General features: G+C 70.1%; 20 protein-coding genes. 8 read left to right on the top strand and 12 right to left on the bottom strand.

What is annotated here, in order from left to right; genetic code table 11:
- The first annotated feature begins 95 nt into the window (after positions 1 to 95).
- Together QC385_RS38495 and QC385_RS38490 are read left to right on the top strand one after the other, a co-directional pair.
- Positions 96 to 2261 (top strand): RecQ family ATP-dependent DNA helicase, encoded by a 2166-nt coding sequence (locus QC385_RS38495; RefSeq protein WP_279546052.1) that lies wholly within the window; start codon positions 96 to 98, stop codon positions 2259 to 2261.
- Between the two features lie 359 nt (positions 2262 to 2620).
- Positions 2621 to 3235 (top strand): hypothetical protein, encoded by a 615-nt coding sequence (locus tag QC385_RS38490; protein ID WP_279546050.1) that lies wholly within the window; start codon positions 2621 to 2623, stop codon positions 3233 to 3235.
- A 273-nt stretch (positions 3236 to 3508) separates the two neighbouring features.
- Here the strand turns inward: QC385_RS38490 and QC385_RS38485 are convergent, their stop codons facing one another.
- The 3 genes from QC385_RS38485 to QC385_RS38475 form a co-directional block, all read right to left on the bottom strand.
- Positions 3509 to 4138 (bottom strand): hypothetical protein, encoded by a 630-nt coding sequence (locus tag QC385_RS38485; protein WP_279546049.1) that lies wholly within the window; start codon positions 4136 to 4138, stop codon positions 3509 to 3511.
- A 68-nt stretch (positions 4139 to 4206) separates the two neighbouring features.
- On the bottom strand, positions 4207 to 4908 hold the full coding sequence (locus tag QC385_RS38480) for a ribonuclease HII (protein WP_059417404.1): 702 nt from the start codon (positions 4906 to 4908) through the stop codon (positions 4207 to 4209).
- Positions 4909 to 4990: 82 nt separating this feature from the next.
- Positions 4991 to 5611 (bottom strand): TetR/AcrR family transcriptional regulator, encoded by a 621-nt coding sequence (locus QC385_RS38475; protein WP_279546047.1) that lies wholly within the window; start codon positions 5609 to 5611, stop codon positions 4991 to 4993.
- A 187-nt stretch (positions 5612 to 5798) separates the two neighbouring features.
- Between QC385_RS38475 and QC385_RS38470 the strand changes: the two genes are divergently transcribed.
- Positions 5799 to 7346 carry an MFS transporter gene (locus QC385_RS38470; RefSeq protein WP_279546045.1) on the top strand — a complete coding sequence of 516 codons (1548 nt, stop codon included), beginning with the start codon at positions 5799 to 5801 and terminating at the stop codon, positions 7344 to 7346.
- A 518-nt stretch (positions 7347 to 7864) separates the two neighbouring features.
- On the opposite strand, the gene QC385_RS38465 is transcribed toward QC385_RS38470, so the two are convergent.
- The 3 genes from QC385_RS38465 to QC385_RS38455 form a co-directional block, all read right to left on the bottom strand.
- Positions 7865 to 8773 carry an ADP-ribosylglycohydrolase family protein gene (locus QC385_RS38465; RefSeq protein WP_279546043.1) on the bottom strand — a complete coding sequence of 303 codons (909 nt, stop codon included), beginning with the start codon at positions 8771 to 8773 and terminating at the stop codon, positions 7865 to 7867.
- 12 nt (positions 8774 to 8785) lie between these two features.
- Positions 8786 to 9445 (bottom strand): histidine phosphatase family protein, encoded by a 660-nt coding sequence (locus QC385_RS38460; RefSeq protein ID WP_279546042.1) that lies wholly within the window; start codon positions 9443 to 9445, stop codon positions 8786 to 8788.
- A 152-nt stretch (positions 9446 to 9597) separates the two neighbouring features.
- Entirely contained in the window at positions 9598 to 10203 is a 606-nt protein-coding gene (locus QC385_RS38455) for a YdbC family protein (protein ID WP_279546041.1), read from the bottom strand.
- A 119-nt stretch (positions 10204 to 10322) separates the two neighbouring features.
- Here QC385_RS38455 and QC385_RS38450 point away from each other — a divergent pair, with 119 nt between their 5' ends.
- The gene (locus tag QC385_RS38450) at positions 10323 to 10892 is read left to right on the top strand and encodes a TerD family protein (protein ID WP_279546040.1); all 570 of its coding nucleotides are present in this window, start codon (positions 10323 to 10325) and stop codon (positions 10890 to 10892) included.
- A 346-nt stretch (positions 10893 to 11238) separates the two neighbouring features.
- The gene (locus QC385_RS38445; protein ID WP_279546039.1) at positions 11239 to 11655 is read left to right on the top strand and encodes a nuclear transport factor 2 family protein; all 417 of its coding nucleotides are present in this window, start codon (positions 11239 to 11241) and stop codon (positions 11653 to 11655) included.
- Between the two features lie 82 nt (positions 11656 to 11737).
- Here the strand turns inward: QC385_RS38445 and QC385_RS38440 are convergent, their stop codons facing one another.
- Both QC385_RS38440 and nrdR read right to left on the bottom strand, forming a co-directional pair.
- Positions 11738 to 14614, bottom strand: a complete 2877-nt coding sequence (locus QC385_RS38440) for a vitamin B12-dependent ribonucleotide reductase (RefSeq protein WP_279546038.1) — start codon at positions 14612 to 14614, stop codon at positions 11738 to 11740.
- Between the two features lie 164 nt (positions 14615 to 14778).
- Positions 14779 to 15339 (bottom strand): transcriptional regulator NrdR, encoded by a 561-nt coding sequence (gene nrdR / locus QC385_RS38435; protein ID WP_279546037.1) that lies wholly within the window; start codon positions 15337 to 15339, stop codon positions 14779 to 14781.
- Between the two features lie 621 nt (positions 15340 to 15960).
- Between nrdR and lexA the strand changes: the two genes are divergently transcribed.
- Complete coding sequence (gene lexA, locus QC385_RS38430) at positions 15961 to 16740, top strand: transcriptional repressor LexA (protein WP_010034857.1); 780 nt, start codon at positions 15961 to 15963, stop codon at positions 16738 to 16740.
- A 150-nt stretch (positions 16741 to 16890) separates the two neighbouring features.
- On the opposite strand, the gene QC385_RS38425 is transcribed toward lexA, so the two are convergent.
- From QC385_RS38425 to QC385_RS38410, 4 genes are all read right to left on the bottom strand, one after another.
- Positions 16891 to 18867, bottom strand: a complete 1977-nt coding sequence (locus tag QC385_RS38425) for an ATP-dependent DNA helicase (protein ID WP_279546036.1) — start codon at positions 18865 to 18867, stop codon at positions 16891 to 16893.
- Between the two features lie 464 nt (positions 18868 to 19331).
- Entirely contained in the window at positions 19332 to 20246 is a 915-nt protein-coding gene (locus QC385_RS38420; protein ID WP_279546035.1) for a GNAT family N-acetyltransferase, read from the bottom strand.
- 83 nt (positions 20247 to 20329) lie between these two features.
- Positions 20330 to 22411: an IucA/IucC family protein gene (locus QC385_RS38415; RefSeq protein WP_443033096.1), complete on the bottom strand. Its 2082-nt coding sequence runs from the start codon at positions 22409 to 22411 to the stop codon at positions 20330 to 20332.
- Positions 22412 to 22536: 125 nt separating this feature from the next.
- Positions 22537 to 23955, bottom strand: a complete 1419-nt coding sequence (locus tag QC385_RS38410) for a diaminobutyrate--2-oxoglutarate transaminase family protein (protein ID WP_279546061.1) — start codon at positions 23953 to 23955, stop codon at positions 22537 to 22539.
- A 340-nt stretch (positions 23956 to 24295) separates the two neighbouring features.
- Between QC385_RS38410 and QC385_RS38405 the strand changes: the two genes are divergently transcribed.
- Together QC385_RS38405 and QC385_RS38400 are read left to right on the top strand one after the other, a co-directional pair.
- Entirely contained in the window at positions 24296 to 25519 is a 1224-nt protein-coding gene (locus QC385_RS38405; protein ID WP_279546034.1) for a trypsin-like serine peptidase, read from the top strand.
- A 220-nt stretch (positions 25520 to 25739) separates the two neighbouring features.
- Positions 25740 to 26942 carry a trypsin-like serine peptidase gene (locus QC385_RS38400; RefSeq protein ID WP_279546032.1) on the top strand — a complete coding sequence of 401 codons (1203 nt, stop codon included), beginning with the start codon at positions 25740 to 25742 and terminating at the stop codon, positions 26940 to 26942.
- Positions 26943 to 26999 lie beyond the last annotated feature (57 nt).

Here is a 26999-nt window from a genome sequence, read left to right as displayed (position 1 = left end):
TAACTCCGATCAGGGACACGTCACTCGAAACGCGAGGCGCCTGATTACCCCGCGCACCGCTCGCACTGTCAGTGCCGTCCTGTTGTATGGAACGCATGGAGCACACGAGCAACGCGGATCTCCGGGCGGCGGCCGACGCGGTCCTCACCCGTCTCGTCGGGGACGTCCCGGGAACGGCCCGGCTGCGCGAGGACCAGTGGCGGGCGATCGAGGCACTGGTCGCCGACAGACGCCGCGCCCTGGTCGTCCAGCGCACGGGCTGGGGCAAGTCCGCGGTCTACTTCGTGGCGACCTCGCTGCTGCGGGCCCAGGGCAGCGGTCCGACCGTGATCGTGTCCCCGCTGCTCGCGCTCATGCGGAACCAGGTCGAGGCGGCTGCCCGGGCGGGCATCCACGCCCGGACCATCAACTCCTCCAACACCGAGGAATGGGAGGCCGTCCAGGCCGAGATCGCCGCGGGTGAGGTCGACGTCCTGCTGGTGAGTCCCGAGCGGCTGAACAACCCGGACTTCCGGGACCAGGTGCTGCCCCGGCTCGCGGCCGCCACGGGGCTGCTCGTGGTGGACGAGGCACACTGCATCTCCGACTGGGGCCACGACTTCCGGCCGGACTACCGCCGGTTGCGCACGATGCTCGCCGACCTCCCGCCCGGTGTGCCGGTGCTCGCAACCACCGCCACCGCCAACGCGCGCGTGACGGCCGACGTCGCGGAGCAGCTCGGCACCGGCGGCAGTTCGGACGCCCTCGTGCTGCGGGGCCCGCTGGACCGGGACAGCCTGAGTCTGAGCGTGCTACGGCTGTCCGACGCCGCGCACCGGATGGCCTGGCTCGCCGAGCACCTCGACGACCTGCCGGGTTCCGGGATCATCTACACGCTCACCGTGGCCGCCGCCGAGGAGGTCACCGCCTTCCTCCGGCAGCGCGGGCACACGGTCGCCTCGTACACGGGCAAGACGGAGAACGCCGACCGTCAGCAGGCCGAGGAGGATCTGCTCGCCAACAAGGTGAAGGCGCTGGTCGCCACCTCCGCGCTCGGCATGGGCTTCGACAAGCCCGATCTGGGTTTCGTGGTGCACCTCGGTTCGCCCTCCTCCCCCATCGCCTACTACCAGCAGGTGGGCCGCGCGGGACGCGGTGTGGAGCACGCCGAGGTGCTCCTGCTTCCCGGGAAGGAGGACGAGGCGATCTGGGAGTACTTCGCGTCGCTCGCCTTCCCCTCGGAAGAGCTGGTGCGCCGCACGCTCGACATCCTCGCGCACGCTCAGAAGCCTCTGTCGCTGCCCGCCCTGGAGCCCTTGGTGGAGCTGCGCCGATCCCGCCTGGAGTCGATGCTCAAGGTCCTCGACGTGGACGGGGCGGTCAAGCGGGTCAAGGGAGGCTGGATCGCCACCGGACAGCCCTGGACGTACGACGCCGAGCGGTACGCGTGGGTGGCGCGTCAGCGCAAGGCCGAACAGCAGGCGATGCGCGAGTACGCCTCGACGACCGACTGCCGGATGGAGTTCCTGCAACGCCAGCTGGACGACGAGGCCGCCAAGCCGTGCGGTCGCTGCGACAACTGCGCGGGCCCGCGCTTCACCGCGGACATGTCCACGGAAGCGCTCGACGCGGCGCGCGTGGACCTGGGTCGGGCGGGTGTCGAGGTGGAGCCCCGCCGGATGTGGCCGACCGGGTTGCCGGCGATCGGAGTCGACCTCAAGGGACGTATCCCGGTCGGCGAACAGGCCGCACCCGGACGTGCGTTGGGGCGCCTGTCGGACATCGGCTGGGGCAACCGGCTGCGGCCGATGCTCGCGCCCCAGGCACCTGACGGGCCCGTGCCGGACGACGTGGCGAAGGCTGTGGTCGGTGTGCTGGCCGACTGGGCCAAGGGACCCGGCGGCTGGGCCCCGAATGTGTCGGACCCGCAGCCCCGCCCGGTGGGCGTGGTCACCGTCGCCTCGCGCACCCGGCCCCGGTTGATCCACTCACTTGGGGCGCGCATCGCGGAAGTCGGCCGGCTGGCGCTGCTGGGCACCGTCGAATACACGGGCGACGTGTACCCGGGACCCCGGAGCAACAGCGCCCAGCGGCTGAAGGCGCTCGACGGGGCACTGACCGTACCGCCCGCTCTCGCGTCCACCCTCGCCGAGGCCGAGGGCCCGGTGCTCCTCGTGGACGACTACACCGAGACCGGGTGGACCCTCGCGGTCGCGGCCCGCCTGCTGCGGCGCTCCGGTGCGCAGGGGGTGTTGCCGCTGGTGCTGGCCGTGCAGGGCTGACCGTGCATCGGGAGCCACGTCAGCCATGACCTGGCCGGGCATCGGCCCCCTGTCCGGGCGCCGCCGCCTGGCCCGGTCGCGCATACCTCTGGACGCCGCGCACCGCCGTAACGTACGAACGTGTCGTGCTCGAACGCCCCATGGGTGGCCCGGCGACACACAGGGTGGGGATATTAGCCGCGCATCATCTGATAACGGTCGGCTGCCCCAATTGCTCGTTGCCGCATTCAAGTTCGACAGGAAGAATTGAGGTCCGCTCCCGCACGGTACGACCGCCGACCCGGTCGGGCTTCGCTGCGGTGCGCGCTCCCAGAATCCGACCCCGCCCGCAGTGTGGGCGCGTAGCCGAAGGGAGGACCGTGACCTTCGGATTCGCTCCGGCCTCGGCAGCGGCGTCGACATCCGCCGCTTCCGCCAACCGCTTGCTCGAACCCGCGGAATGGGCCGCCGCCGGGATCCCGCTGCTCCGCAACCCCCGTGAAGTCGTCAGCGGACTGCACGCCCGGCACCACCCGCAGCCGGCCACCGCAGTCATCGCCGTGCTCGACCCGGACGAGCGGCTGCGCGCGAGCGCCTCGTTCGTCCGCCGCCCGGCCCCGGCCGACGGCTGGATGTTCCGCAACGTGCTGCTGGCGCAGCTGCGCTTGATCATCCCGCACGATCTGCGGCGCCGCACTCCGGTGCGCACCGCCGTGCTGCTCTACTGCCGTGAGGGCGACGCCCGTTGGACGGAGGAGGACGGCGCGTGGATGTGGGGGCTGCGCGACGCCTGCACCCTGCACGGGCTGCGCTGCGGGGCGTACATCACGCTGACCCGTGACGGCTGGCAGGTGCTCGGCGAGGGCCGCGGCGGACGCCGCCCTCACTCGGCCTCGGCACCGGAGCCGTTCGACACGTCGGAGGCACCGCCGCCGCTGCCGCGCACCGGTGGCGCCGCCTCCGAGGTGCTGCGCCGCGCTGCGGCGGCACGCTGAGGCCCTGGGCAGACCGCTCCGCACGGACTCGGGGCGCGAACGCCGTCGCACGGAAGGGGGCGGGCCGGGCGGCTAGCAGCAGGATCCGCCACGGACGCCTCGTCGGACACTCGGAATGAGCCCCGAGGACCAGGCTGAGGCCACCCGGGCAAATCCCGTACGCAGCCCCGCCTTTCAGTCCTCCGGGCAGGCCGAACCAGCCGCTGTGCGGAGCCCCCCGGAGCGGCGCCCGAAGTCAGCCACCGGCGCCCGACCGGACGCAGCGGCAGCGACTCAGACGCTCGTGCCCAGCACCGAGTTGATCCGCTGCGGGTCACCGCAGACGATCAGCAGGGCGGTGGCCCGGGAGTGGGCCAAGGACAGGGCGCTCGCGGCTGCGGCCTCGGCACCGCCGTTGACGGCGACGACGACCACCGAACGGGAGGCGGCGCGGTCGGCGACGGTGGCGTCCGTGTAGAAGACGTCGTCACCGGCGTCGTGCTGGGCCCAGTAGGAGGTCTCGCCGAAGGACAGCTCGTGGGCGGCCCACGGGTGCTGTTCACCGGTCGTGATCACCAGGACGTCGCCGGGGGCGCGACCGGACTCCAGGAGCAGGTCCACGGCCTCCTCGGCGGCGTCGAGCGCACCTTCGGCTGAAGCCGGGATCAACTGGATCTGCGGGGCTGCCGGAGCGGCGGCACCGGCAGCGGGAGCCGACGGACCGGGCTGGGCGGCCGCGTCCCGCGGCGTGCGCTGCACCGGCGGCGCGGGCCGGAGAGGACCGGGACGACCGGGACGCGACGGAGCCGCGGGACGGGGACCGGGTACGGGGCGAGGGGTCGGCGCGGTACGGCCGCTGGCCGGAGTGGCGCGGGGACCCTGGGCACTCTCGTGAATCTGAGGCTCCTCGGGAATGAGAGGCATGGGTTGATATTTATCAAACGTTGGTACGGCCCGCTTCGGCGGGTGGCGCATGCGTGCGAACGAAACCGTCAGAAATCAAAGCCGAGCTGACCCTCGATTTCCGGAACGCTTCCGTCCGTACAGCTGCGGACCTTCTTGAGGTGCCGCCACTGGGGCAGCGCATCAAGATACGCCCACGACAACCGGTGGTAGGGGGTGGGGCCCCGCTCCGCCAGTGCGGTCTTGTGCACGGGTGAGGGATACCCGGCGTTGTCCGCAAAACCGAAGTCTGCATGGTCGATACCCAGTTCGGCCATCATTTTGTCGCGCTGGACCTTGGCGATCACCGAGGCCGCCGCTACCGCCACGCATGACTGGTCGCCCTTGATCACCGTACGGACCCGCCACGGAGCGCCGAGGTAGTCGTGCTTCCCGTCGAGGATGACCGCGTCGGGGCGGACCGGCAGGGCGTCCAGGGCACGGCCCGCGGCGAGCCGCAGCGCGGCCGTCATCCCCAGGTCGTCTATCTCCTCCGGGGAGGCGTGCCCCAAGGCGTACGACGTCACCCACTTCCGCAGTTCCTCGGCGAGTTCGGTGCGTCGCTTGATGGTGAGCAGCTTCGAGTCGGTGAGACCCTCGGGCGGCCGGCGCAGTCCGGTGATCGCCGCGCAGACGGTGACGGGACCGGCCCACGCGCCGCGCCCCACCTCGTCGACACCTGCAACGATCTTCGCTCCGGTCGTGGCTCGAAGGGAGCGCTCGACGGTGTGAGTAGGCGGTTCGTACGGCATGGCGACCCTAGGTTACGCCGCCCGGAACCGGCCGCGACACCCCGGTCGGGCCGAGCGGCGTCACGCCTCTCCGCGGACCCTGTCAGCCGCTGCTCGACCGCAGTAGCGGAACCATCAACTGGTCGATCATCTCCTCGACTTCCTGATCCCTCCATTCGCAACCGCACATCTTGGAGCGGTACATCATCATCGCCGGGATGGCATCGAAGACGTAGCCGTTCGCAGCGTCGGAACGCACCTCGCCTCGCGCGATCCCCCGCTCGATGACCTCACGCAGCATCTTGATCGTGGGCTCCACGACCCCGTCGAAAATCACGGCATGGAAGCGCTCGGCCTGCGTTGTGTCGCATTCGTGAATCACTGAGCGAAGCGCAAAACCCGGACGGGAGAACATCGCGTCACGGGCTCGCCGACACAGCGCCAAGAGGTCCTCACGCACGCTCCCCTCGTCCGGTACCGCGTCGAACCGCGGCAGTCCGGCACGCAGGGCGTCGGCGACGAGGTCCTCCTTGGACGGCCAGCGCCGGTAGACGGCGGCCTTTCCGGTCTGGGCGCCGGCGGCGACGCCTTCCATCGTCAGGCCGTTCCAGCCGACGGTGCTGAGTTGCTCCAGCGCGGCGTCGAGGATCGCGCGTTCGAGTACGGCGCCGCGGCGGCGGGCGGCCGTCTGAGCGGGGGCGTCCGCCCAGCTCGGGGTAACCATCGGACTCTCTCCAACGAGCAGAGGAAGCGGGGATTTCGGGGACGGGGGACGTGCCGAGCGGCGGCAAAGGGGGACGTGCCGCACGACGACGCCATAAGTGAACGCTTGCGTTCACTGTCGGGGACTCACTACCGTTGACGCGGCAGTGAACGCGAGCGTTCACTAACGCACTCCTGGGGGACCCATAGTGACAACCTCTCCATTGCTCAAGGACCAGAAGCCAGGCGCGGCGCGCCGGGAGGGGCGCCCCGGCATCGCCCTCACCGTCATCGCGGCCTGCCAGCTCATGGTGGTACTCGACGCGACGATTGTGAACATCGCGCTTCCGCACATTCAAGACACACTCGAGTTCAGCACCACCGACCTCACCTGGGTCGTCAGTTCCTACACACTCACTTTCGGCGGTCTGCTGCTCCTCGGCGGCCGCGCCGGTGATCTCCTCGGGCGCCGCCGGGTGTTCATGGCCGGCATCCTGCTTTTCACCTTCGCCTCGCTGCTCGGCGGGCTCGCCCAGGAGCCGTGGCAGTTGCTGGCCGCGCGGGTCCTCCAGGGCGTGGGAGGCGCGATCGCGTCGCCCACCTCGCTGGCCCTCATCACCACCACGTTCCCCGAGGGCCCGGAGCGCAACCGGGCCTTCGGTGTCTTCGCCGCGGTGTCCGCGGGTGGTGGTGCCATCGGCCTGCTCGCGGGCGGCATGCTCACCGAGTGGCTCGACTGGCGCTGGGTGCTCTTCGTGAACGTGCCGATCGGCGTGCTGATCGCCGTGCTCACTCCGCTCTACATCGGCGAGTCCGAACGGCACACCGGCCGCTTCGACATAGCGGGCGCGGTGACCTCGACCGCGGGCATGGCGTCCCTCGTCTACGGCTTCATCCGAGCGGCGGACGAGGGCTGGCGGGACAGCCTCACCATCGGGTCCTTCGCCGCCTCGGTGGTCCTGCTGCTGGCCTTCGGGATCATCGAGTCCCGGGCCAAGGAGCCGATCACCCCGCTGCGGATGTTCACCGACCGGAACCGCTCGGGAACGTACGTGATCATGCTGAGTCTCGCGGCGGCGATGTTCGGCATGTTCTTCTACATCGTGCTGTTCGTGCAGAACGTGCTCGGCTACAGCCCGATCGAGGCGGGGCTGGCCTTCCTGCCCGTGACGGTCGTCATCGCGCTCGGCGCCGGTCTTTCGCAGCGGTTCCTGCCGGTGCTGGGCCCGAAGCCGTTCATGGTCCTCGGTTCGGCGCTCGCGGCGCTCGGACTGGCCTGGCAGGCGCTCATCAGCTCCGACAGTTCGTACGTCGGCGGGATCCTCGGGCCGATGCTGGTGTTCGGCTTCGGCATGGGCCTGAACTTCGTGACGCTCACGCTCACCGCCGTCTCCGGTGTCGCCCAGCACGAGGCCGGCGCCGCGTCCGGGCTGCTCAACACCACGCAGCAGGTGGGCGGATCGCTGGGTCTGTCCATCCTGACGACCGTCTTCGGCACGGCGACGAGGGACGAGGCGGAGAAGCAGCTTCCGCAGTTCATGGCCGAGGGCTCCACGGAGCAGAAGGCGGAGTTCGCCACGACGCATCAGCTGCCCGCGCCGTGGGGGCACGAGGTGCTGGCCGAGGGCATCTCCGCTGCTTTCATCCCGGCAGCGGCCATGGCCGTCCTCGCCCTGGCCACCGCCTGGTTGGTGATCCGGGTCCGCAAGAGCGACCTGGAGGCGCTCTCCGGCTCGGCCGGGCCTGGGCTGGGCTGACGCAAAGGCATCGCGAGACGACTCAGGCGGCTCGCCGGCGGGCTTGACGCAGGCCGGCCGGCGGCTGCCGCCGGGCCGAGCCGCGACCGGCCGCGGATGGGCGGACCGTGTCCAGGGGCCGGGCCTTGAGGGCAGCGGGCCTGTCTTCCGCGCATGTCCCACGCGGCGTGCGAGGGCGCCCCACCAGCGGATCAGAACAGTGAGCAGGACCCCCATGGCCACCCCCCTTTCGCGCTCAATGCACGTACGTCCAGCGTGTGCGGCCTCATGGCTCGCACAGCGGATGTCGCGACAACGAGCAGCTGGTCACGGAGAGTTCCCAACGCGCACGGAGAGTTCTGGTCCCTGGGTCGATGCCGGAGAGTTCTGATCGCACAGACCGACGCGGGAGACTTCTCATCGCTCAGACCCGACGCGGAAGAGTTCCGACCGCCAGGCCGACGCCGGCGAGTTTTCCGACCGCCAGACCGACGCTGGAAACGTCCAACCGTGACACCGACATCTGAGACTTCGGACCGTTAGACCGACACGGGCACCCAGTCCGGCAGCGACTCCGTCCGCTCCACCCACTCGGCGGGCGGCGCCCCCGCCTTCCCTGAAGCGATCACGCCGCCCACGATGGCACAGGTCGTGTCGACATCCCCACCGGCCTGGGCGGTCGTCCAGAACGCCTGCTGGTAATCACCGAGGCTTCGCGCGGCCGACCAGAGGGCGAACGGCACGGTGTCGTGGGCGGTCGTCCGCCGCCCGCATCCCAGGACAGCGGCGACCGTGGCCGGGTCGCCGTAGTCGAGCATGTCCCGGGCCCGGCGCAGCCCCGCACCGACCGCGCTCTTCTTCGGCACCAAGTCGATGACCCCGTCCATGAGGGCCCCGGCACCGGGCGGCCCTCCCGGGGCGGCGGCGAACGCGGCGGCCGCGGAGACGGCCATGGCGCCGACGACGGCCTCGCGGTGCTGGTGGGTCGTGTAGGCCGAGATCTCCGCCTGGTGGGTCGCCTGCTCCGGGTCGTCCGCGTACCAGGCGCCCAGCGGAGCGATCCGCATCGCGGCGCCGTTGCCCCAGGACCCCTGTCCGTTGAAGAGCGCCGCGGCGAGTTCACGCCAGTCGCCGCCCTCCCGGACGAGCCGCAGCATGCGGTTGACCGCGGGACCGTAGCCCCGGTCGAAATCGTGGTGCTTGGCGAAGGAGCGCGCCAGGGCGTCCTGGTCGATGCGGCGGTGGGCGACCAGGACGGCGACCACAGAGGCGGCCATCTCCGTGTCGTCGGTCCACTGCCACAGCCCGGACGGCACCTCTCGGCGCTTCAGCAGCGGGTAGTTCACCGGCACGAAGTACTGGGAGCCCAGGGCGTCCCCGACGGACAGTCCGCGCAGGCTGGCCAGGGCGCGGTCCAGGCGCCCCTCAGGGGAGGAATCAGCGGTCATCGCCCTGCCACTCTATCCGGTGATCCCGTAGGGCTCGGGATCACGCCAGCGTTCGAACGGCCGGTCAAGCGTGTACTTGCCGTCGTCTCCGAGAACGAGCATCCGCACCTCGCCGTTCCCTGGATTCGACAGCGACTCGAACTCGGCGACCGTCCAGTGGAACCACCGCATGCAGAACAGCCGCATGGCCAGACCGTGGGTGACGATCAGGACGTTCGGCGGGTGGTCGGGGTCCTCGAAGCTGCGGAACAGGCTCTCCAGGAAGCCGCCGACCCGGTCGTAGACGTCGGCGCCGGACTCGCCCTGGGCGAAGCGGTAGAAGAAGTGGCCGTACGCGTCACGGTAGGTCTTCTGGAGGCGGACCTCGTCCCGGTCCTGCCAGTTGCCCCAGTCCTGCTCGCGCAGCCGGGGTTCCTCGCGCACCCGTATGAGCCCGGGGTCGAGGCGGAAGGCGCGCAGCGTCTCGTGGGTGCGGCGGTACGGGGAGACGTACACACTGACGCGCTCACCGCCGAACAGCTCGCGCAGCCGCTCGCCCGTCGCCTCCGCCTGCCGCCGGCCCCGCTCGGTCAGCGCCAGGGCGTGGTCGGGTTCACGCTCGTACACGGAGTCATCAACATTGCCCGTTGACTCGCCGTGCCGGACAAGGACGATGCGCCGTGGTCGTGCCATGCCAAAACCCTAGATCGGGTGAGGGCCCGTCGAGCACTCGTACCGCGCCCATACAACGTAGGTCACACACATCCTGCACCACAGATCACACAGGTCGCACGTCCGTCCGACCGGAATGCATCGGTTCAGGCCCGTCGGACTCACCCGAGACGTCAGACCGTCCAGCTCGGCTCCATGTCCACGACGTCCCCGGTGAGCGCCGCCACGTCCGCCTCCGTCTGGGCCCGCAGGGTGAGCCGCTCCACGCGCTCGGAGCGGTACTTGCCGTGTTCTGCGGCCGACCGCCACATCGACAGCACCATGAACTCGTTCCCGGGCGCCTCGCCGAACAGTCCGCGCACCATGCCGGGCGAGCCGGCCATCGCCGGATTCCAGACCTTCTCCTGCATCAGCACGAAGTGCTCGACCCGCTCCTCGTGGACACGACAGAGCGCGACCCGCAATAGGTCGGCGTCCGTGAAGCGCGGTTCGAAGCCGGTCTTCACATCGAAGCGGTAGTCGAAGAGTCTGACCTGGGCGTCCTTGAACGTACCCGACTGGGCCGACGCGAGCCGGTCGTGAGATCGCGCCATGAAGGAGTCGTAGAAGGCGCGGCTCTCCCAGAACGCGAAGATGTGCGCCACGTCCGGCCGCCCCCGGCTCCAGCCACCCCCCTGTCCCCGAAACCCCGGCTCCCCCAGAAGCCCCGCCCACTTCCGCTGCCCCCGCTCGAAACCGCGGCGGTCCACCACGGTGCAGCGAATCCACTTGACCAGCACCGCGCCATGGTAAGGCCAGGGAGCGTGGCGTCGGTCACTCTCGGCTGGACCGCTCTCCGGCGCGCGCACCCGCACGCGTGGCAGGATGGACAAACAGTCGTGACGGCCCGGCAGTTGAAGTGGACGGGCAAGTCGGTACGGGGAAGGGGACGCCGGTGGACGGGCTCAACAAGGGGCTTCGCAAGGTCGAGATCGCGGTGCGGTGGGATCCCAGTCCGGCGGGGCAGCCGTCCACCGACCTGGACCTCGTCGCGGCGACCTATCCGGCGGACGATCCACACGGCGATCCCGCCTACGTGGTGCACTTCGACAGCCGTTCCCCGGACGGCACCATCTATCTCAACCGGGACAGCAAGGACGGCCAGGGCTTCGGCTACGACGAGGTCATGACGCTGGAGCTCGACCGGCTCGACGGCCGGTACGCGCGCGTGGTGGTCGGCGTCGTCATCCAGCAGCGTCCGGCGGAGCGCACTTTCGTCAGTGTGGTGAACCCCGGACTGCGCATCCGCGAGGGGTACACGGTCCTGACCGAGGACGACTTCGGGGGCGTGCTGGGGGCTACTGCGGCGACGGTCGCGGAGTTCGTCCGGGACGGTTCCGGTCCCTGGGACTTCCGCCCCGGCGTCCGTGGCTTCGAGGATGACCCTGCGGACTTCGCCAGGACGATGGGTGCCGCGCGCCAGCCGTGAGCACTCCACCGGGGGGAAGCCCGCAGAGTCAGGGATGAGCTCGCCCGGACTCGGGTGAACCCCTGAGTACCGGACACGCGCCCGGTTTCCGTAGCCCGTGACGACAAGAGGGGCACCGCCCGAAGGCGGTGCCCCTCTGTCATCTCCTCAAGGCGCTGGGCGTACTGGCGCAGAGCACTTAATCCCGGTGTGCGCTATTACTCGCCGCCTGGCCGGTCGGTCCCAACCTCCCGGGTGCCTGCGCATCGCTCCCGCGATGCCCGGCCTCTCCCTAGAAAGGTCGCCCGCGACGGCACTCCGGCCTGTTGAATGGCAGACCGTCAAGACATGAGGTAACGGAGGGGTCATGGGCGAGACCGAGAACACGCGCCTGATGCAGCGCATCTTCGCCGGGCTGGCGCAAGGGGACGGTCGGCCTCTCGCCGACAGTCTCGCTGACGACTTCCGCTGGACGATCATCGGTACGACAAAATGGTCAGGGACCTATGAAGGTAAACAGACCGTCCTCAACGAGCTGTTTCGGCCGCTGCTCGCCCAGTTCGCGGACACATACACGAACACCCCACAACGGTTCGTCGCCGCTGGCGATTGCGTCGTCGTGGAATGCAGAGGTCGCGCCACAACCACGGATGGAAAGCCCTATCACAACACGTACTGCTGGGTTTGCCACATCGAAGACGGAAATCTGCGAGCACTGACCGAGTACTGCGATACCGACCTCATAGCAAGAGCACTCGGGGCACCGGGGGACATGAAGCGTTGACAACACGACAGCCGAGGGGGAAGCCGGCATTTCGCCGACTTCCCCCTCTGGCACTCACTTCACGCCTGAAAAGCGCTCACATTCAGCTGCAACCGCTGGTCGAACCGCAGCCTTCGCAGATGTAGCAGGAACCGGCGCGCTGCATCTTCGTACCGCAGGAGAAGCACAGCGGGGCGTCGGCCTGGATGCCCATCTGCATCTCCACCAGTTCGGCGCTGGTGTGGGCCTGCTGCGGGGCGGGCTTGACCGCCTCTTCGTTCTTCGGCGCGGAGACGGCCTTCAGCTCCTGGGCCCGCGGCGCCGACTGGGCCAGGCCCTCGACGTCGACCTCGTCCTCGTTCGGCTCGTACGAACCGGTCTCCAGGTGACGCTGACGCTCCTCGGCCGAGTGGATGCCGAGCGCGGAGCGCGTCTCGAACGGCAGGAAGTCAAGCGCCAGGCGGCGGAAGATGTAGTCGACGATCGACTGCGCCATCCGCACGTCCGGGTCGTCCGTCATACCGGCCGGCTCGAAGCGCATGTTCGTGAACTTCGAGACGTACGTCTCCAGGGGGACGCCGTACTGGAGGCCGACGGAGACCGCGATGGAGAAGGCGTCCATCATGCCCGCGAGGGTCGAGCCCTGCTTGGACATCTTCAGGAAGACTTCACCAAGTCCGTCGTCCGGGTAGGAGTTGGCGGTCATGTAGCCCTCGGCACCGCCGACGGTGAAGGACGTGGTGATGCCGGGACGTCCCTTCGGAAGGCGCTTGCGGACCGGGCGGTACTCGACGACCTTCTCGACCTTGGCTTCTACGGCGGCGGGCTCCTCGGTCTTCTCCTCCCACTTCTTGGTGGAGAGCGGCTGACCGACCTTGCAGTTGTCGCGGTAGATCGCGAGCGCCTTGACGCCCAGCTTCCAGGCCTCGAAGTAGATCTCCTCAACCTCCTCGACGGTCGCCGTCTCCGGCATGTTGACCGTCTTGGAGATGGCGCCGGAGATCCACGGCTGGATCGCGGCCATCATGCGGACGTGGCCCATCGGGGAGATGGCCCGCTCGCCCATGGCGCAGTCGAACACCTCGTAGTGCTCGGGCTTGAGACCGGGCGCGTCGATCACGTTGCCGTGCTCGGCGATGTGGGCGACGATCGCCTCGATCTGCTCTTCCAGGTAGCCGAGGCGGCGCAGGGCCTGCGGGACCGTGCCGTTGACGATCTGCATCGAGCCGCCGCCGACCAGCTTCTTGAACTTGACCAGCGCGAGGTCGGGCTCGACACCGGTGGTGTCGCAGGACATCGCGAGGCCGATGGTGCCGGTCGGGGCGAGCACGGACGCCTGGGAGTTACGGAAACCGTTCTTCTCACCGAGGCGCAGTACGTCCTGCCACGACTCGCTGGCGGCGGCCCACACCGGAGTGTCCAGGTCGTCCATGCGGACGGCCTTGTCGTTGGCGTCGGAGTGCTGCTTCATGACGCGCTTGTGGGCGTCGGCGTTGCGGGCGTAGCCGTCGTACGGGCCGACGACCGCGGCGAGCTCGGCGGAGCGGCGGTACGCCGTGCCGGTCATCAGGGAGGTGATGGCACCGGCGAGGGAGCGGCCCCCGTCGGAGTCGTAGGCGTGGCCGGTGGCCATCAGCAGGGCGCCGAGGTTGGCGTAGCCGATGCCGAGCTGGCGGAACGCGCGCGTGTTCTCGCCGATCTTCTGGGTCGGGAAGTCCGCGAAGCAGATCGAGATGTCCATCGCGGTGATGACCAGCTCGACGACCTTCTGGAAACGCTCGGCCTCGAAGGACTGGTTGCCCTTGCCGTCGTCCTTCAGGAACTTCATCAGGTTCAGCGAGGCCAGGTTGCAGGACGTGTTGTCCAGGTGCATGTACTCGCTGCACGGGTTCGACGCGGTGATCCGGCCGGACTCGGGGCAGGTGTGCCAGTTGTTGATGGTGTCGTCGTACTGGATGCCGGGGTCGGCGCAGGCCCAGGCGGCCTCGGCGATCTTGCGGAAGAGCGACTTGGCGTCGACCTCCTCGATGACCTCACCGGTCATCCGGCCCCGCAGGCCGAACTGGCCGCCCTGCTCGACGGCCGTCATGAACTCGTCGTTCACACGGACCGAGTTGTTGGCGTTCTGGTACTGGACGGACGCGATGTCATCGCCGCCGAGGTCCATGTCGAAGCCCGCGTCGCGCAGGACGCGGATCTTCTCCTCTTCCTTGACCTTGGTCTCGATGAAGTCCTCGATGTCCGGGTGGTCCACGTCGAGGACGACCATCTTGGCGGCGCGGCGGGTGGCGCCACCGGACTTGATCGTTCCTGCGGAGGCGTCGGCACCCCGCATGAAGGAGACCGGACCGGAGGCGTTGCCGCCGGAGGACAGCAGTTCCTTGGAGGAACGGATCCGGGAGAGGTTCAGGCCGGCGCCGGAGCCGCCCTTGAAGATCATGCCCTCTTCCTTGTACCAGTCGAGGATCGACTCCATGGAGTCGTCGACGGACAGGATGAAGCAGGCGGAGACCTGCTGGGGCTGCTTGGTGCCGACGTTGAACCAGACAGGGCTGTTGAAGCTGAAGATCTGGTGCAGGAGGGCGTACGCCAGCTCGTGCTCGAAGATCTCGGCGTCGGCGGGCGAGGCGAAGTACTTGTGGTCCTCTCCGGCCTTCCGGTACGTCTTCACGATGCGGTCGATCAGCTGCTTGAGGCTGGTCTCGCGCTGCGGGGTGCCGACGGCACCGCGGAAGTACTTGCTGGTGACGATGTTGACCGCGTTCACCGACCAGAAGTCGGGGAACTCGACGCCGCGCTGCTCGAAGTTGACCGAGCCGTCGCGCCAGTTGGTCATGACGACGTCACGGCGCTCCCAGGCCACCTCGTCGTACGGGTGGACCCCAGGGGTGGTGTGGATGCGCTCGATACGCAGGCCCTTGCTCGCCTTGGTGCTCTTGGCGCGGGAACTCCGTGCCGGACCACTCGCCGTCTCTGTCATGCCGCCTCCCTGTACGGGCGAAAACGCCCTGAAGTGCCCCGATGTTCCCGTGGCACGTTGTTCTGTCTGGTGTTGCGGGCACCCACTCACCTCGCCCGCAACAGGTCTTCACATCGCCGCCGCCCGGCCGGGCCCGGAGCTGCCGTCCGGGTCCGGCCCGCCGGTCAGTCGGCGGCGCCTGCGGGCTCGGGGACGTGTGACGTCCCTCCGGGCCCGCGGTCGTCTTCCTGGCTCCCCGCCCCTGCGCCCTCGCGGTCTCCGTCGTCCGTGCCGGGGGGTCCCGCCTCTTCCCTGAGCTCCGCGATGGCCGCCTCGAAGTCTTCGAGCGTGTCGAACGCCCGGTAGACGGAGGCGAATCGCAGATAGGCGACGAGATCGAGCTCCTGCAACGGGCCGAGTATGGCCAGCCCCACGTCGTGGGTGGTCAGCTCGGCGCTTCCGGTGGCCCGCACCGCCTCCTCGACCCGCTGGCCGAGCTGGGCGAGCGCGTCCTCGGTGACGGGCCGCCCCTGACACGCCTTGCGCACACCATTGATGACCTTGGTGCGGCTGAATGGTTCGGTGACTCCGGACCGCTTGACCACCATGAGCGAGCACGTCTCCACGGTCGTGAAACGACGGGAGCAGTCAGGGCACTGGCGGCGCCTGCGGATCGACGTGCCGTCGTCGGTCGTACGACTGTCGACGACACGGCTGTCGGGGTGCCTGCAGAAGGGGCAGTGCATGAACTCCAACCCTCCTCACAGCAGACTCAATAGCCTCGCTGGGTCTCTTGCGCCCCACGAAGCAGCCCCCAGCATAGGCGATGACCATGGGCGCGGAGACCCGGGGGACCACAACTTGTGGGCTGCTGCTGCAATCCAACCACTAGATGTGGGGATTGGCTCATACATCCACGTCGTACACGCGTGTCGCGCGCGTAGACGCAGGTGACGCGCGACCGACCGCGCCGCGTCGACCTCGTAAGCCCGCGGCGGCACCGCCGGGCACTGTCCGCCACACCCGCCGGCGGCATCCGTACACGCACAGCCGTATCGCTGCGGCACATGCGGAGATACCGTGGGCGCCGCGAGGAGGGGAGGTGGGACTCCCGCACAGATGAGGGCTGGTCCCGGGGCAGGGGAATGCCGGATGGCAGACTGGGGCAACAGCCCCCGAGGCGATCACCCCGGCGGTGAAGAGTACAGCAATGGGCGCATTTGCCCGCCAGGTGGAGCGGTAGCCAATACACCCGGACACATGATCGCGTCAGCCGATTCGCGATTTTTCACTCGAACGTGTGTTTGGCGCAACCTTTCGAAAGCAACTACCGTTGTCCAGCAGGGAGACCATCGAGAGGGGCCGACGTGACCACCACCGCAGACAGTGCCGCCATCACTGCCCAGGAGCGCTCCCAGGGCCGACTGGAGCCGGTGCACGCGATGAACGAAGCCACGAACCCGGAGGGGCACAAGCGCTCTCTGCCGGGACGACCTCCCGGCATCCGGGCGGACAGTTCCGGACTCACCGACCGCCAGCGTCGCGTCATCGAGGTCATCAGGGATTCGGTGCAGCGGCGCGGCTACCCGCCGTCGATGCGCGAGATCGGCCAGGCCGTCGGCCTGTCCAGCACCTCTTCCGTCGCACACCAGCTGATGGCACTGGAGCGCAAGGGCTTCCTGCGCCGTGACCCGCACCGCCCGCGCGCATACGAGGTGCGCGGTTCCGATCAGGCCGCCTCCGTGCAGCCCACGGACACGGCGGGCAAGCCGGCCGCCTCGTACGTCCCGCTGGTCGGCCGCATCGCCGCCGGTGGACCGATCCTCGCCGAGGAGTCCGTCGAGGACGTCTTCCCTCTCCCCCGCCAGCTCGTCGGCGATGGTGAGCTGTTCGTCCTGAAGGTCGTCGGCGACTCCATGATCGAGGCCGCCATCTGCGACGGCGACTGGGTCACGGTCCGCCGCCAGCCGGTCGCCGAGAACGGCGACATCGTGGCCGCGATGCTCGACGGAGAAGCCACCGTCAAGCGGTTCAAGCGCGAGGACGGCCACGTCTGGCTCCTGCCGCACAACGCGGCCTACGAGCCGATCCCCGGCGACGACGCGACCATCCTCGGCAAGGTGGTGGCCGTACTGCGCCGCGTCTGACACCGCGCACCCCGTCAGGCGGGCCCAGTCGGCCCGCCCTCTGACCGGGCCCCGGGACCCCTGCGCCGGTTCCGGGGCCCTGCGCTGTCCGGGCCCGGTGCACGAGTGGGGCCGGCCCGCGGCTTCTCCGCCGCAGACCGGCCCCGAGGCTCAATCGTCTTCCGTCTGCTTGGCCAGCGCGTCGATCGCCGCCAGCGACTTCCGCACCTGGTTCCGGTCCGTGGTGTACCAGAAGTCGGGCAGTGACGCCTTCAGATAGCCGCCGTACCGGGCGGTCGCCAGACGCTGGTCCAGCACGGCGACCACACCGCGGTCGCCCGATGCCCGTACGAGACGGCCGGCGCCCTGGGCCATGAGGAGCGCGGCGTGCGTGGCGGCGACCGCCATGAAGCCGTTGCCGCCCGCGTCCTCCACGGCCTTCTGGCGGGCGCTCATCAGAGGGTCGTCGGGGCGTGGGAACGGGATCTTGTCCATGACGACCAGTTGGCAGCTGGGGCCGGGGACGTCCACGCCCTGCCACAGCGAGAGCGTGCCGAACAGGCAGGTCTTGGGGTCGGCCGCGAAGTTCTTGATGAGCTCGCCGAGGGTCTCCTCTCCCTGGAGGAGGATCGGGAACTCCGGGATCCGGGAACGCAGTTCCTCGGCGGCCAGCTGGGCGCCCCGCATGGAGGAGAACAACCCCAGGGTCCGGCCCCCCGCCGCCTGGATGAGCTCCGTGAGCTCGTCGAGCATGTCGCCGCGGTCGCCGTCCCGCGCGGGGCGCGCCAGGTGCTTGGCGACGTACAGGATGCCCTGCTTGCGGTAGTCGAAGGGCGAGCCGACGTCGATGCCCTTCCACTGCGGGAGGTCATCGCCCTCGGTCCCCTCGGGTGCGAGCCCGAGGGACGCGCCGACCCCGTTGAAGTCCCCGCCCAGCTTCAGCGTCGCGGAGGTCAGGACCACGGAGCGGTCCGCGAAGAGCTTCTCCCGCAGCAGCCCCGAGACGGACATGGGGGCGACACGCAGGGAGGCGCCGAAGCGGTCGTGGCGCTCGTACCAGACCACGTCCCACTCGGAGCCGTTCGTGATCCGTTCCGCCACGTCGTGCACGTTCTCCACGGCCGCCAGGGCCTGCTTGCGGACCGCGTCCTCGTCCTGGACGGACTTGTCGCGGGTCGTGCCGATGGCGGAGATGACCGTGCGGCACGCGTCGCGCAGAGCCATGAGGGCATAGCCGAGGTCCTCGGGAATCTCCTCCAGGCGGCCGGGCAGCGCGAGCTCCATCAGCCGCTCGAAGCCCTCGGCAGCGGTCTGGAGCTGGTCCGCGGCCTTCTCGTTGACGAGTTTCGCGGCCCGGCGCACCGCCCGGTTGACCTGGCCGGGGGTGAGCTCGCCGGTGGCGACTCCGGTGACGCGCGAGACCAGCTCGTGGGCCTCGTCGACGATCAGAACCTCGTGCTGCGGAAGGACCGGGGCGCCCTCGATGGCGTCGATCGCGAGCAGTGCGTGGTTGGTGACGACGACGTCCGAGAGCTTGGCGCGCTCGCGGGCCATCTCGGCGAAGCACTCCGCGCCGTAGGCGCACTTCGAGGCGCCCAGGCACTCCCTCGACGACACCGACACCTGGGCCCAGGCCCGGTCCGAGATGCCGGGCGTGAGGTCGTCCCGGTCGCCGTTCTCGGTCTCGTCGGCCCAGTCGCGCACCCGCAGCAGGTCCTGGCCCAGCTTGCTGGTGGGCGCCGCCGCCTCGAACTGGTCGAAGAGGCCCTCCTCCTCGTCCTGCGGGACACCCTCGTGCAGGCGGTGCAGGCACAGGTAGTTCGACCGGCCCTTGAGCATCGCGAACTCCGGGCGCCGGCGCAGCAACGGGTGCAGCGACTCGACCGTTCTCGGCAGGTCGCGCTCCACCAGCTGGCGCTGAAGCGCGAGGGTGGCGGTCGCGACGACCACACGCTCCCCGTGCGCGAGCGCGGGCACCAGGTAGCCCAGCGACTTGCCGGTGCCGGTGCCGGCCTGGACCAGCAGGTGGGAGCCGTCGTCGATCGCTTCCGCGACGGCTTCGGCCATGGCCACCTGACCGGGGCGCTCCGTACCGCCGACGGCAGTGACGGCAGCATGCAGGAGTTCGGGGAGTGAGGGCTTCGTCATAGCGCGACCACCCTACGACCCAGCACTGACAAACGGGCGATCAAGGCGGGGACGGGGGACGGGATCAAGACCTTGGCTCCTCGGTGGGGTGGGTCGGGTGAGCGGACGTGTGGCGGGGCCCGGGGGACAGACCGGTTCGGACCATTCGGGAGGGGTGGGGTGGCGCGGGCTGTGGGCGGCGCGGCTTGGTGGCCCGGGCTGCGGCAAGGACGGGCTGGCATGGGGGGCGGCGCGAGCTGTCGGCGTGGGCGGACTGATACGGCCGGGCGGCACGAGCTGCCGGAAGGATCGGGCTGACACGGCGGCGTGGCGCGAGCGGAATGCGTGGGCGGGGTGGGAGCGGCCGGCCCCGCACTGCGGCCGCACGGGTGGGCCGGCGAGCGGCTCGAGAAATCTCTGCGGCACGAGTGGGAACCGCGGCGGCACGCGCCGCGTTCAATGAGTGATGGCGCGGTGACACAGCGCTACAGAAGATGCCGAATGGCCCGGTCTCGGACCATGAGGGCGGCTCGCTTGTCGGGCAGGTCGACCTCGGCGGAGAACCGGAAGCCGGCGGTCAGGAATGCGGCGATGGAGGGTGTGTTGCGAATGTCGGGTTCCGCGATGACGCGTGCGCAGGAGGGCCGCCGCACGAGTACGAGATCGGCTACTGCGCGAAGCAGCAGACCGCCGAGACCGTGTCCTCGGTCGGCTACAGCGCCCACCAGAAGGTGAAGCCCCGTGTCATGAGGCCGGGCCGGGTAGTGGCGGGCCAGCGGATCCAGGTCCGCCCGGTAGATCTCCCAGTAGCTCATCGGCGTTCCGTCCAACACGCCGATGCACGGCACGCAGCGCCCGTCGCCGGCTAGCTGGGTCAGCACATGGCCCTCGGTCACGTTCTGGGGTCCGGACAGCCCCCAGAACGCCGCAGCGGCGGGGTCGTTCATCCAGCGGCTGATGAGCGGAAGATCACGTTCGACGCGCACGGGGACGAGCTGGAAGACACCCACGGGTGTGTCGGCCGGGCCCCAGTCGGCGACACGGTCGAGGAGATCGTCCTCGGCCGGGACAAGGGAGGGGAACGAGGGGCCGGAGGCCGCACGGGTCGTGGCGATGGAGACGGAGGGCTGTGCCGTGCCCTGGTCTGCCCGCCGTGCTCCGTGATCGTCGGACGACTCGTCCGCGATGAGGGCGAAGAGTTCGTCCGGCAGCCGTAGGTCCATGGTGTCCTCGCCGAGACCGCCGGCACCGGCATCCGCACCCAGGTCCGCGTCGACTCCCGCGCTGGGGCCCGCGTGGGAACCGGCACGGAAGTGGGCCTCGGAGCCAGTACCGGCGTCGACGTCGGCCGTGGCGGGGTCAGCGGTACCGGTGTGGGCGGTCGGGTCGGCGGAGGGCACCAAACGCTCCTCTCAGGAAGGGGGGTTGAGGGAGGTCCTCAGGGAGGCAGGAGGTCGGTCGTGGTCAGGGACGGTCAAGGCGATCAGCGGTACAGGGGGTTGGCGATGGTGACGTAGACGGACTGGGTGTCGACCGGGCCGACGAGTTCGTCGAGGCCGTGGAGCCGGGTCAGCAGGTTGGCCTTGCAGCGCAGTACGGGTGAGTCCAGCAGCCGGGCCGGCAGCGCGGAGTGCAGCCTGGCCGGTCCGGAGGCGACGTTTCCGAGGAAACGGCGGAAGGCGGCGAGCAGCAGCCGCTCGTCGGCCAGTCGCTGGGAGCCGAACGCTCCGATGAGGCCGAGGACGTTGTTGACCGCCAGGTAGTAGGCGAGCCGCTCGTCGGTGACCTCGTCACAGACGAACGTGTCGCTCCGCTCTCCGATACCGGGCAGCCGGGCGTCGAGGTCCGCGCGCCGGGACTCGCGGAAGTAGTAGCCCTGGTTGTCGCGATAGCGGCCGCCCCTTGGCCACCCCTCGGCGTCCAGCAGAAGCAGAGTGTTCTGCTGGTGAGCCTCCAGGGCCATGCCGGCCTCACCGTCCAGCCACAGGACGGGACGCACGACGTGCTCAAGGTAGCGCAGAAACCACTCGGCGGCGACGGCTCCGCGGGGCCGGCCGGTCCGGCGGGCGAGACGCGTGACGACCTCGGCGAGCCGGGACCGAAGGACCGGGCCATGGGTCTCCGGGTGGTCGGGAGCGGTTCCCGGCCGGGCAGGTGGGCAGGGACGCGGCGAGACGAGTCCGGCGACGCAGGAGACATCGTCCGAGGGGCTGAACGGGTTGTGGCGGATCACCACGTCCAATCCGGGCAACGGGACGCCGTCGGACCCTCTGTAGCCATCGCATCCGTCGACAGCGATCCAGGCCGGGTCCCGAACGATGTCGAAGGTCGGATGCACGGCCCGCCACTGCTGCGCGAGTCCGCTGCGGAGCAGGCGGTGGACTTCGACACCGCGATGGAGCTCCTTACGGAGGTTCTCGCGACGGGAGTTGGTGATGCGCAGGCCCAGCGACAGCTTGAGCATCGCGGGGGCACCGGTTCGGTAGACGGTCCGTACGGAGGAGGTGGGTTGCCAGGGGGTGCCGTGGGTGCCGAGGTCGCGGAGCAGTCCGCTGTCGAGCAGGGCAGCGGTCCCGGGGCGGTGCCGAATCTCGCGTGCCTGCCAGGGGTGCAGGGGCAGTAGGGCGTAACCGTCCGGTGACGGCAGGCCGTTACCCGCCAGGCGGGCGGTGAGCCGGGACGCGGCGACATGGCGACCGCGTTCGGTCCAGGCGGAGTCGGTGGCGAGAACAGAGGGGGCGACAGCCATCCAGTGCAGGGGGAAGGATCCGCGCAGCTCGGGCGAGTACAGCCGTGCTTCGGCCTCGGTGAGGCCCTCGCGGCTCTTCGGGGTCGGGTGCAAGGGGTGTCCGAGGACGAGTGACTGCTCCGCGGCCAGGAAGAGGTCGGGGCCGTCGGCCGGGTGTTCACGGCGGTCGCTGAGGAAAGAGGTGACGCGGCGGAGAGAATCGGCAACGCCCGCGACGACTCCGACGCCGTCGCCGTTACTGCCGCAGTCGCCGTTACTCCCGCGGTTGCCATTACTGCCGCGGTTGCCGTGGCTGCGGCCGTTCCTGTCCGCGAGTGTTTCCCTGGAGAGTAGAGCGGCGACCGTGACGGCGTCGGCCGGTGGGGCGTCGTCGGGAGCATCGGCCAGACGCGGATGGCCGAAGCGGTGCCAGCCCGTCGGGGACCAGTAGGGGACGGGGACGAGCAGGGCCGTGCCGCTGGCGGGAAGGGGGATGCGGAGAATGCCGTCGCCGGGGGCGGGCTGGTTGGTCTCGCGCACCCAGCAGCGGAGCAGCGTCTCCACCGCTGCTGCCTGGGCGGCGGTGTGCGGGTCGGGATGCTCCAGGAGGTCGGCGGTGGCTCCTCCGGCCCTCAACGCGCCATCCTGCGCCTCACCGTCCCTCACCTCACCGCCCTGCACTGCGGCGGGCTGGACCTCGGCGAGCTGCGCCACCCCGTGCCTCTGACACGGCACCGCCGGGGCCACCGGGTTCACCGCCGCCTCCGAGTCCCGGACGTCAGCAGAGCCTCGTCCCGGTGTCGTGGCGTGGTCGTCGGGCTCGGAGACGGCGTTCAAGACAGGTACCTCGTCGGGTGGTTCCGGGACGTGCGCTGGGGGTTCGCGAGCGGGGGGCTACACGGGCTCGCGGGGTCAAAACTCGTTGTGCGGAGGCACAGGGCCTGAGCAGTCACGGGCAAGGCTCACGGTGCGAGCGGCTCCACTGCCGCGCGCCCGTCACACCGAGCCGCCGCCCGGACGGCGTCGGCCAGGCGGTCCTGCACGGCGGCCGCCTGTTCGTCGGTGATCGTCAGGGGCGGCAGCAGCCGGACGACGCCGGCGTGACGGCCGCCGAGTCCGACGATGAGGCCGCGCCGCAGGCACTCCCGTTGGACGGCGGCCGCCAGTTCGGGGGCGGCGGGGAGGGGCGTCCCCGCCGCCTCGACCACCTGCCGGGCTCTCCCGGCCTCTCCCTCGGGATCCACGAACTCCACCCCGATCATCAACCCCCGCCCCCGCACATCCCCCACGCACGGAAACTCCGCGACCAGTCCCTGGAGTTGACTCAGCATGCGTGCCCCGAGCGTCGCCGCGCGCTCGGCGAGGTGGTTTTCCCGGACGTGGGTAAGGGTCGCCGTGCCGGCGGCCATGGCGAGTTGGTTACCGCGGAAGGTGCCGGCGGAGGCGCCGGGTTCCGAGACGTCGAGGTCCTCGTCGTAGACCACGACGGCCAGCGGCAGGCTTCCTCCGATGGCCTTGGAGAGAACCATCACGTCGGGGGTCACTCCGCTGTGCTCCACGGCCCAGAAGGCGCCGGTCCACCCGACGCCCGTCTGGATTTCGTCGGCGATCAAGGGGACGGACCGGTCGGCCGTGAGCTGCCGCATGCGCCGCAGCCAGACGTCCGGTGCGGGGATCACCCCGCCCTCGCCCTGGACGGGCTCGACGATCATCCCGGCGGGGAGCGGAGCGCCGGGCCCGGAGTCGTCGAGGACGGACTCGGTCCAGCGGGCGGCGAGGTCGGCCCCGCGCTCGCCCCCGACGCCGAAGGGGCAGCGGTAGTCCTGCGGGTAGGGCAGGCGGGCGACGGGTACGGCGTGGGCACCGGGGGACGCGTTCAGTGCCCCGGCCGTCCTTCCGTGGGAGGCACCGGTGAACGCGATGAGGCCGGTCCGGCCGGTCGCCGCGCGCACCAGCTCGCAGGCGGTCTCCACGGCGTCGCTGCCGGCCGGTCCGCAGAACCGTACGCGCGCCCGGTCGGCGAGCCCTGGGGGCAGGGTGCGGAACAGCTCGGTGATGAAGGCGTCCTTGACGGGTGTGGCCAGGTCGAGGGCGTTCAGGGGCGCGCCGGAGTCGAGGACCCTGCGGATGGCTTCCAGGACGACCGGGTGGTTGTGCCCGAGGGCGAGCGTGCCGGCGCCGGAGAGGCAGTCCAGGTAGCGGCGGCCGTCCGCGCCCTCGATGGTCAGCCCCCTGGCCCGCACCGGCACGATCGGCAGGGCGCGGGCGTAGGTGCGGGCGGCGGACTCGCGCGCGGACTGGCGGCGCAGAATTCCCTCGTGCGCGGCGCGCGCTCCCGGCGCCGTGTCGTCGACGGCACTTGGGAGGGCCCTCACCGGCATACGCCCCACAGCGGCCTCCTCGGACGCACATCCCCCTTGGGTGGATTCCGTCACGACTTCCCTGACCTCCCACTGGGCACGGGCACAGAGGACCGCACACAGACAGCAGGCCCCCAACCGCTACCAACCCCGATCCGCTCACCGGGTTACGGGTTGCCTCAAGATCCTTTCCGTGACGGAACTGTTGCGGTTCCGTCGGGCCGCCCCCACAGCCACCGCATAGTGTGTGGTGCCGTTCCCGGACGCCGTGAGGTTGGCCTGAACTCCCCATCAACTGGCGGAAAGCAGGGCTGAAGCACCGGTTCGTCCATGTTCGTTCCACATCAGGGGGAGTCACATCATGCGATCCACACGGCCGTCGTCCATCGCCAGTCGAGAGGGGAGGGCGCGCCGCAGGAACTCCCCCGTGCTGGCCGCCGTCGCCCTCGCCTCGGCGCTCGCGTTGACCGCCACCGCCTGTGAGTCGGGCGACGCCGCGGCGGGCGGTGAGGCCTCCGCGTCGGCCGGCGCCTCCGACGACGGCAAGCTGAGGATCCCGGACGACATCAGGGACCGGCTGCGCGAGCACGGGATCGACATCGACAAGTGGAAGAACGGCGCCTGGAAGAACTGGGACCGGGACGACTGGCTGCGCGAGGCCAACGAGTACATCAACCCGATCATCGAGGGGCTCTGGGACCCGGACCGCATGCGGGAGGCCGAGGAGCCCGACCAGGGCGTGGACGACAGCGACCTCATCGGTGACCAGGGCGTGACCGATCCCACCCCCGAGCCGGTTCGAGCGCAGACCGTGCCGCCGTCGTACCACGCCAACGCGCCCACGGCCGGGAAGGTGTTCTTCGACTCCCCCAAGGGCTCGGCCGTCTGCTCGGCGACGGTCGTCAAGGACCCGGCCCACCCGGGCAAGTCCAACCTCGTGTGGACGGCGGGCCACTGCGTGCACGCGGGCAAGAAGGGCGGCTGGTACCGCAACATCGCGTTCGTCCCGTCGTACAACGACGACGGCAAGCCGGTCGCGGAGCTGGAGAACGCCACCAGGGAGGACGTCGCTCCCTACGGCGTCTGGTGGGGAGACTGGGCGCAGACCTCGGACCAGTGGATCGAGCAGGGCGGCTCGACCGGCGGGGACGGTGCACCCTACGACTTCGCGGTCATCCATGTGACGCCGGAGAAGGGCAGCGGCGGCAAGTCGCTGGAGGAGACGGTCGGTTCGGCGCTGCCGGTGGACTTCAAGGCTCCCGCCGTACCGAAGGTGAAGAGCGTCACGGCGATCGGCTACCCGGCCGCGCCTCCGTACGACGGGCAGAAGCTGTACCGGTGCCAGGACCGGCCGGGCCGGCTGTCGGTCACCGCTTCGGACCCGACGATGTACCGCATCGGCTGCACGATGACCGGCGGTTCGTCCGGCGGCGGCTGGGTCGCGCAGGGTTCGGACGGCAAGCCGGCGCTGGTGTCCAACACCTCGATCGGCCCGGTGACGTCGGGCTGGCTGGCCGGTCCGCGCCTGGGCGAGGCGGCGAAGGGCGTGTACGACTCGGTCAGCGAGAAGTTCGCGGGCCGGTGACGGCCCGCTGAACACCTTCGGCCGTGGGGCGGTGACCCGGGCCCGTGCCCGTGCCCACCTGGAGCGATGGCCCGTGGGCTCACGGAAACCTTCACTGCCCCACCCCGGTACGCCCTCAACTCCACGGGCGTAGTGGGGTGTTGCGCCGGGGGTTCCGGCGCCAGGTATGACATGCACACGCAGCAGCACACGGTTATGCACCAACGGGGGTCATCGCACCATGCGTTCCACACGTACGCCCGCGGCACCGAGGCGCGGGTGGCGCTCCCTTCTCGCCGCAACCGGGCTCGTCGCCGCCCTGGCGCTCACCGCGACCGCCTGTGAGGGTTCGGCGGACTCGGCGAGCGACAAGCCCGACGCCACCACCTCGCAGGCCGCGGACGGCGCCGGCAAGGTCAAGATCCCGGCCGACCTCGCCGGCAGGCTCGAGGAGCACGGTGTCGACGTCGACCGGTGGAAGGACGGCGGCTGGAAGGACTGGGACAAGGACAATTGGCTCAGTGAGGCCGAGGACTTCGTCAACCCGGTGATCGAGGGCCTCTGGAAGCCGGAGCGGATGCAGTCCGCGCAGGAGGCCGACAAGACGGTCACGACGAAGGACGCGTCGGCCGGCCAGGGCGTCAGCGATCCGGCCCCGGCGCCCGTCCGTGCGCAGGCCGAGAGGACGCCGTACCACCGGAACGCCGCCCCGGTCGGCAAGGTCTTCTTCGACTCCCCCGACGGCCCGGCCGTCTGCTCCGGCACGGTGATCAAGGACGTCAACCACCCGGGCGAGTCCAACCTGGTGTGGACGGCGGGCCACTGCGTGCACGCCGGCGGCAACGGCGGCTGGTACCGCAACCTCGTGTTCGTCCCGGCCTACAACGACCTCGGCAAGTCCGAGGCGGAGCTGAGCAACGCGAACCCGGCGGAGGTCGCGCCGTACGGCAACTGGTGGGCGGACTGGGCCTCGACCTCGAACCAGTGGATCCAGGGCGGCTCGGAGACGGGCGGTGACGGCGCCGCGTACGACTACGCCGTGCTGCACGTGAAGCCCGAGCAGGGCGCCAAGTCCCTGGAGGAGACGGTCGGTGCCGCGCTGGACGTGGACTTCTCCGCGCCGTCCGCGGCCGAGGCCGCCAAGATGGGCGCCTGGGGCTACCCGGCGGCGCCGCCCTACAACGGCCTGAAGATGTTCAAGTGCGTCGACGTCCCGGGCCGGTTCTCGCTCAGCCCGAGCCTGCCGACGATGTACCGCATCGGCTGCACCATGACCGGCGGTTCCTCCGGCGGCGGCTGGTTCTGGGTGGTGAACGGCAAGTCCGTCCTCGTGTCCAACACCTCGATCGGCCCGGCCGACAACAGCTGGCTGGCCGGTCCGCAGCTGGGCCGCGATGCCGAGGCGCTCTACCAGAACATGAGCAAGACGTACGGCGGTCGGTGACCGGGACATGCTGAAGGCCCGCTCCCTGCGGACAGGGAGCGGGCCTCCACGCGTTCA

It is taken from the genome of Streptomyces sp. DH10, assembly GCF_029813805.1.
Taxonomy (GTDB): Bacteria; Actinomycetota; Actinomycetes; order Streptomycetales; family Streptomycetaceae; genus Streptomyces; species Streptomyces coeruleofuscus.
Note: the sequence above shows the minus strand (reverse complement) of the source record. Positions and strands in the feature narration are given on the sequence as shown.

Bases quoted from the DNA above. Each gene is read 5' to 3' on its own strand.
- QC385_RS38400 (WP_279546032.1), top strand. From the start codon at position 25,740: ATGCGTTCCACACGTACGCCCGCGGCACCGAGGCGCGGGTGGCGCTCC.
- QC385_RS38480 (WP_059417404.1), bottom strand. From the start codon at position 4,908: ATGCCGTACGAACCGCCTACTCACACCGTCGAGCGCTCCCTTCGAGCC.
- QC385_RS38410 (WP_279546061.1), bottom strand. From the start codon at position 23,955: ATGCCGGTGAGGGCCCTCCCAAGTGCCGTCGACGACACGGCGCCGGGA.
- QC385_RS38475 (WP_279546047.1), bottom strand. From the start codon at position 5,611: ATGGTTACCCCGAGCTGGGCGGACGCCCCCGCTCAGACGGCCGCCCGC.
- QC385_RS38405 (WP_279546034.1), top strand. From the start codon at position 24,296: ATGCGATCCACACGGCCGTCGTCCATCGCCAGTCGAGAGGGGAGGGCG.
- QC385_RS38460 (WP_279546042.1), bottom strand. From the start codon at position 9,445: ATGGCACGACCACGGCGCATCGTCCTTGTCCGGCACGGCGAGTCAACG.
- QC385_RS38440 (WP_279546038.1), bottom strand. From the start codon at position 14,614: ATGACAGAGACGGCGAGTGGTCCGGCACGGAGTTCCCGCGCCAAGAGC.
- QC385_RS38465 (WP_279546043.1), bottom strand. From the start codon at position 8,773: ATGACCGCTGATTCCTCCCCTGAGGGGCGCCTGGACCGCGCCCTGGCC.
- QC385_RS38495 (WP_279546052.1), top strand. From the start codon at position 96: ATGGAGCACACGAGCAACGCGGATCTCCGGGCGGCGGCCGACGCGGTC.
- nrdR (WP_279546037.1), bottom strand. From the start codon at position 15,339: ATGCACTGCCCCTTCTGCAGGCACCCCGACAGCCGTGTCGTCGACAGT.
- QC385_RS38445 (WP_279546039.1), top strand. From the start codon at position 11,239: ATGGGCGAGACCGAGAACACGCGCCTGATGCAGCGCATCTTCGCCGGG.
- QC385_RS38485 (WP_279546049.1), bottom strand. From the start codon at position 4,138: ATGCCTCTCATTCCCGAGGAGCCTCAGATTCACGAGAGTGCCCAGGGT.
- QC385_RS38425 (WP_279546036.1), bottom strand. From the start codon at position 18,867: ATGACGAAGCCCTCACTCCCCGAACTCCTGCATGCTGCCGTCACTGCC.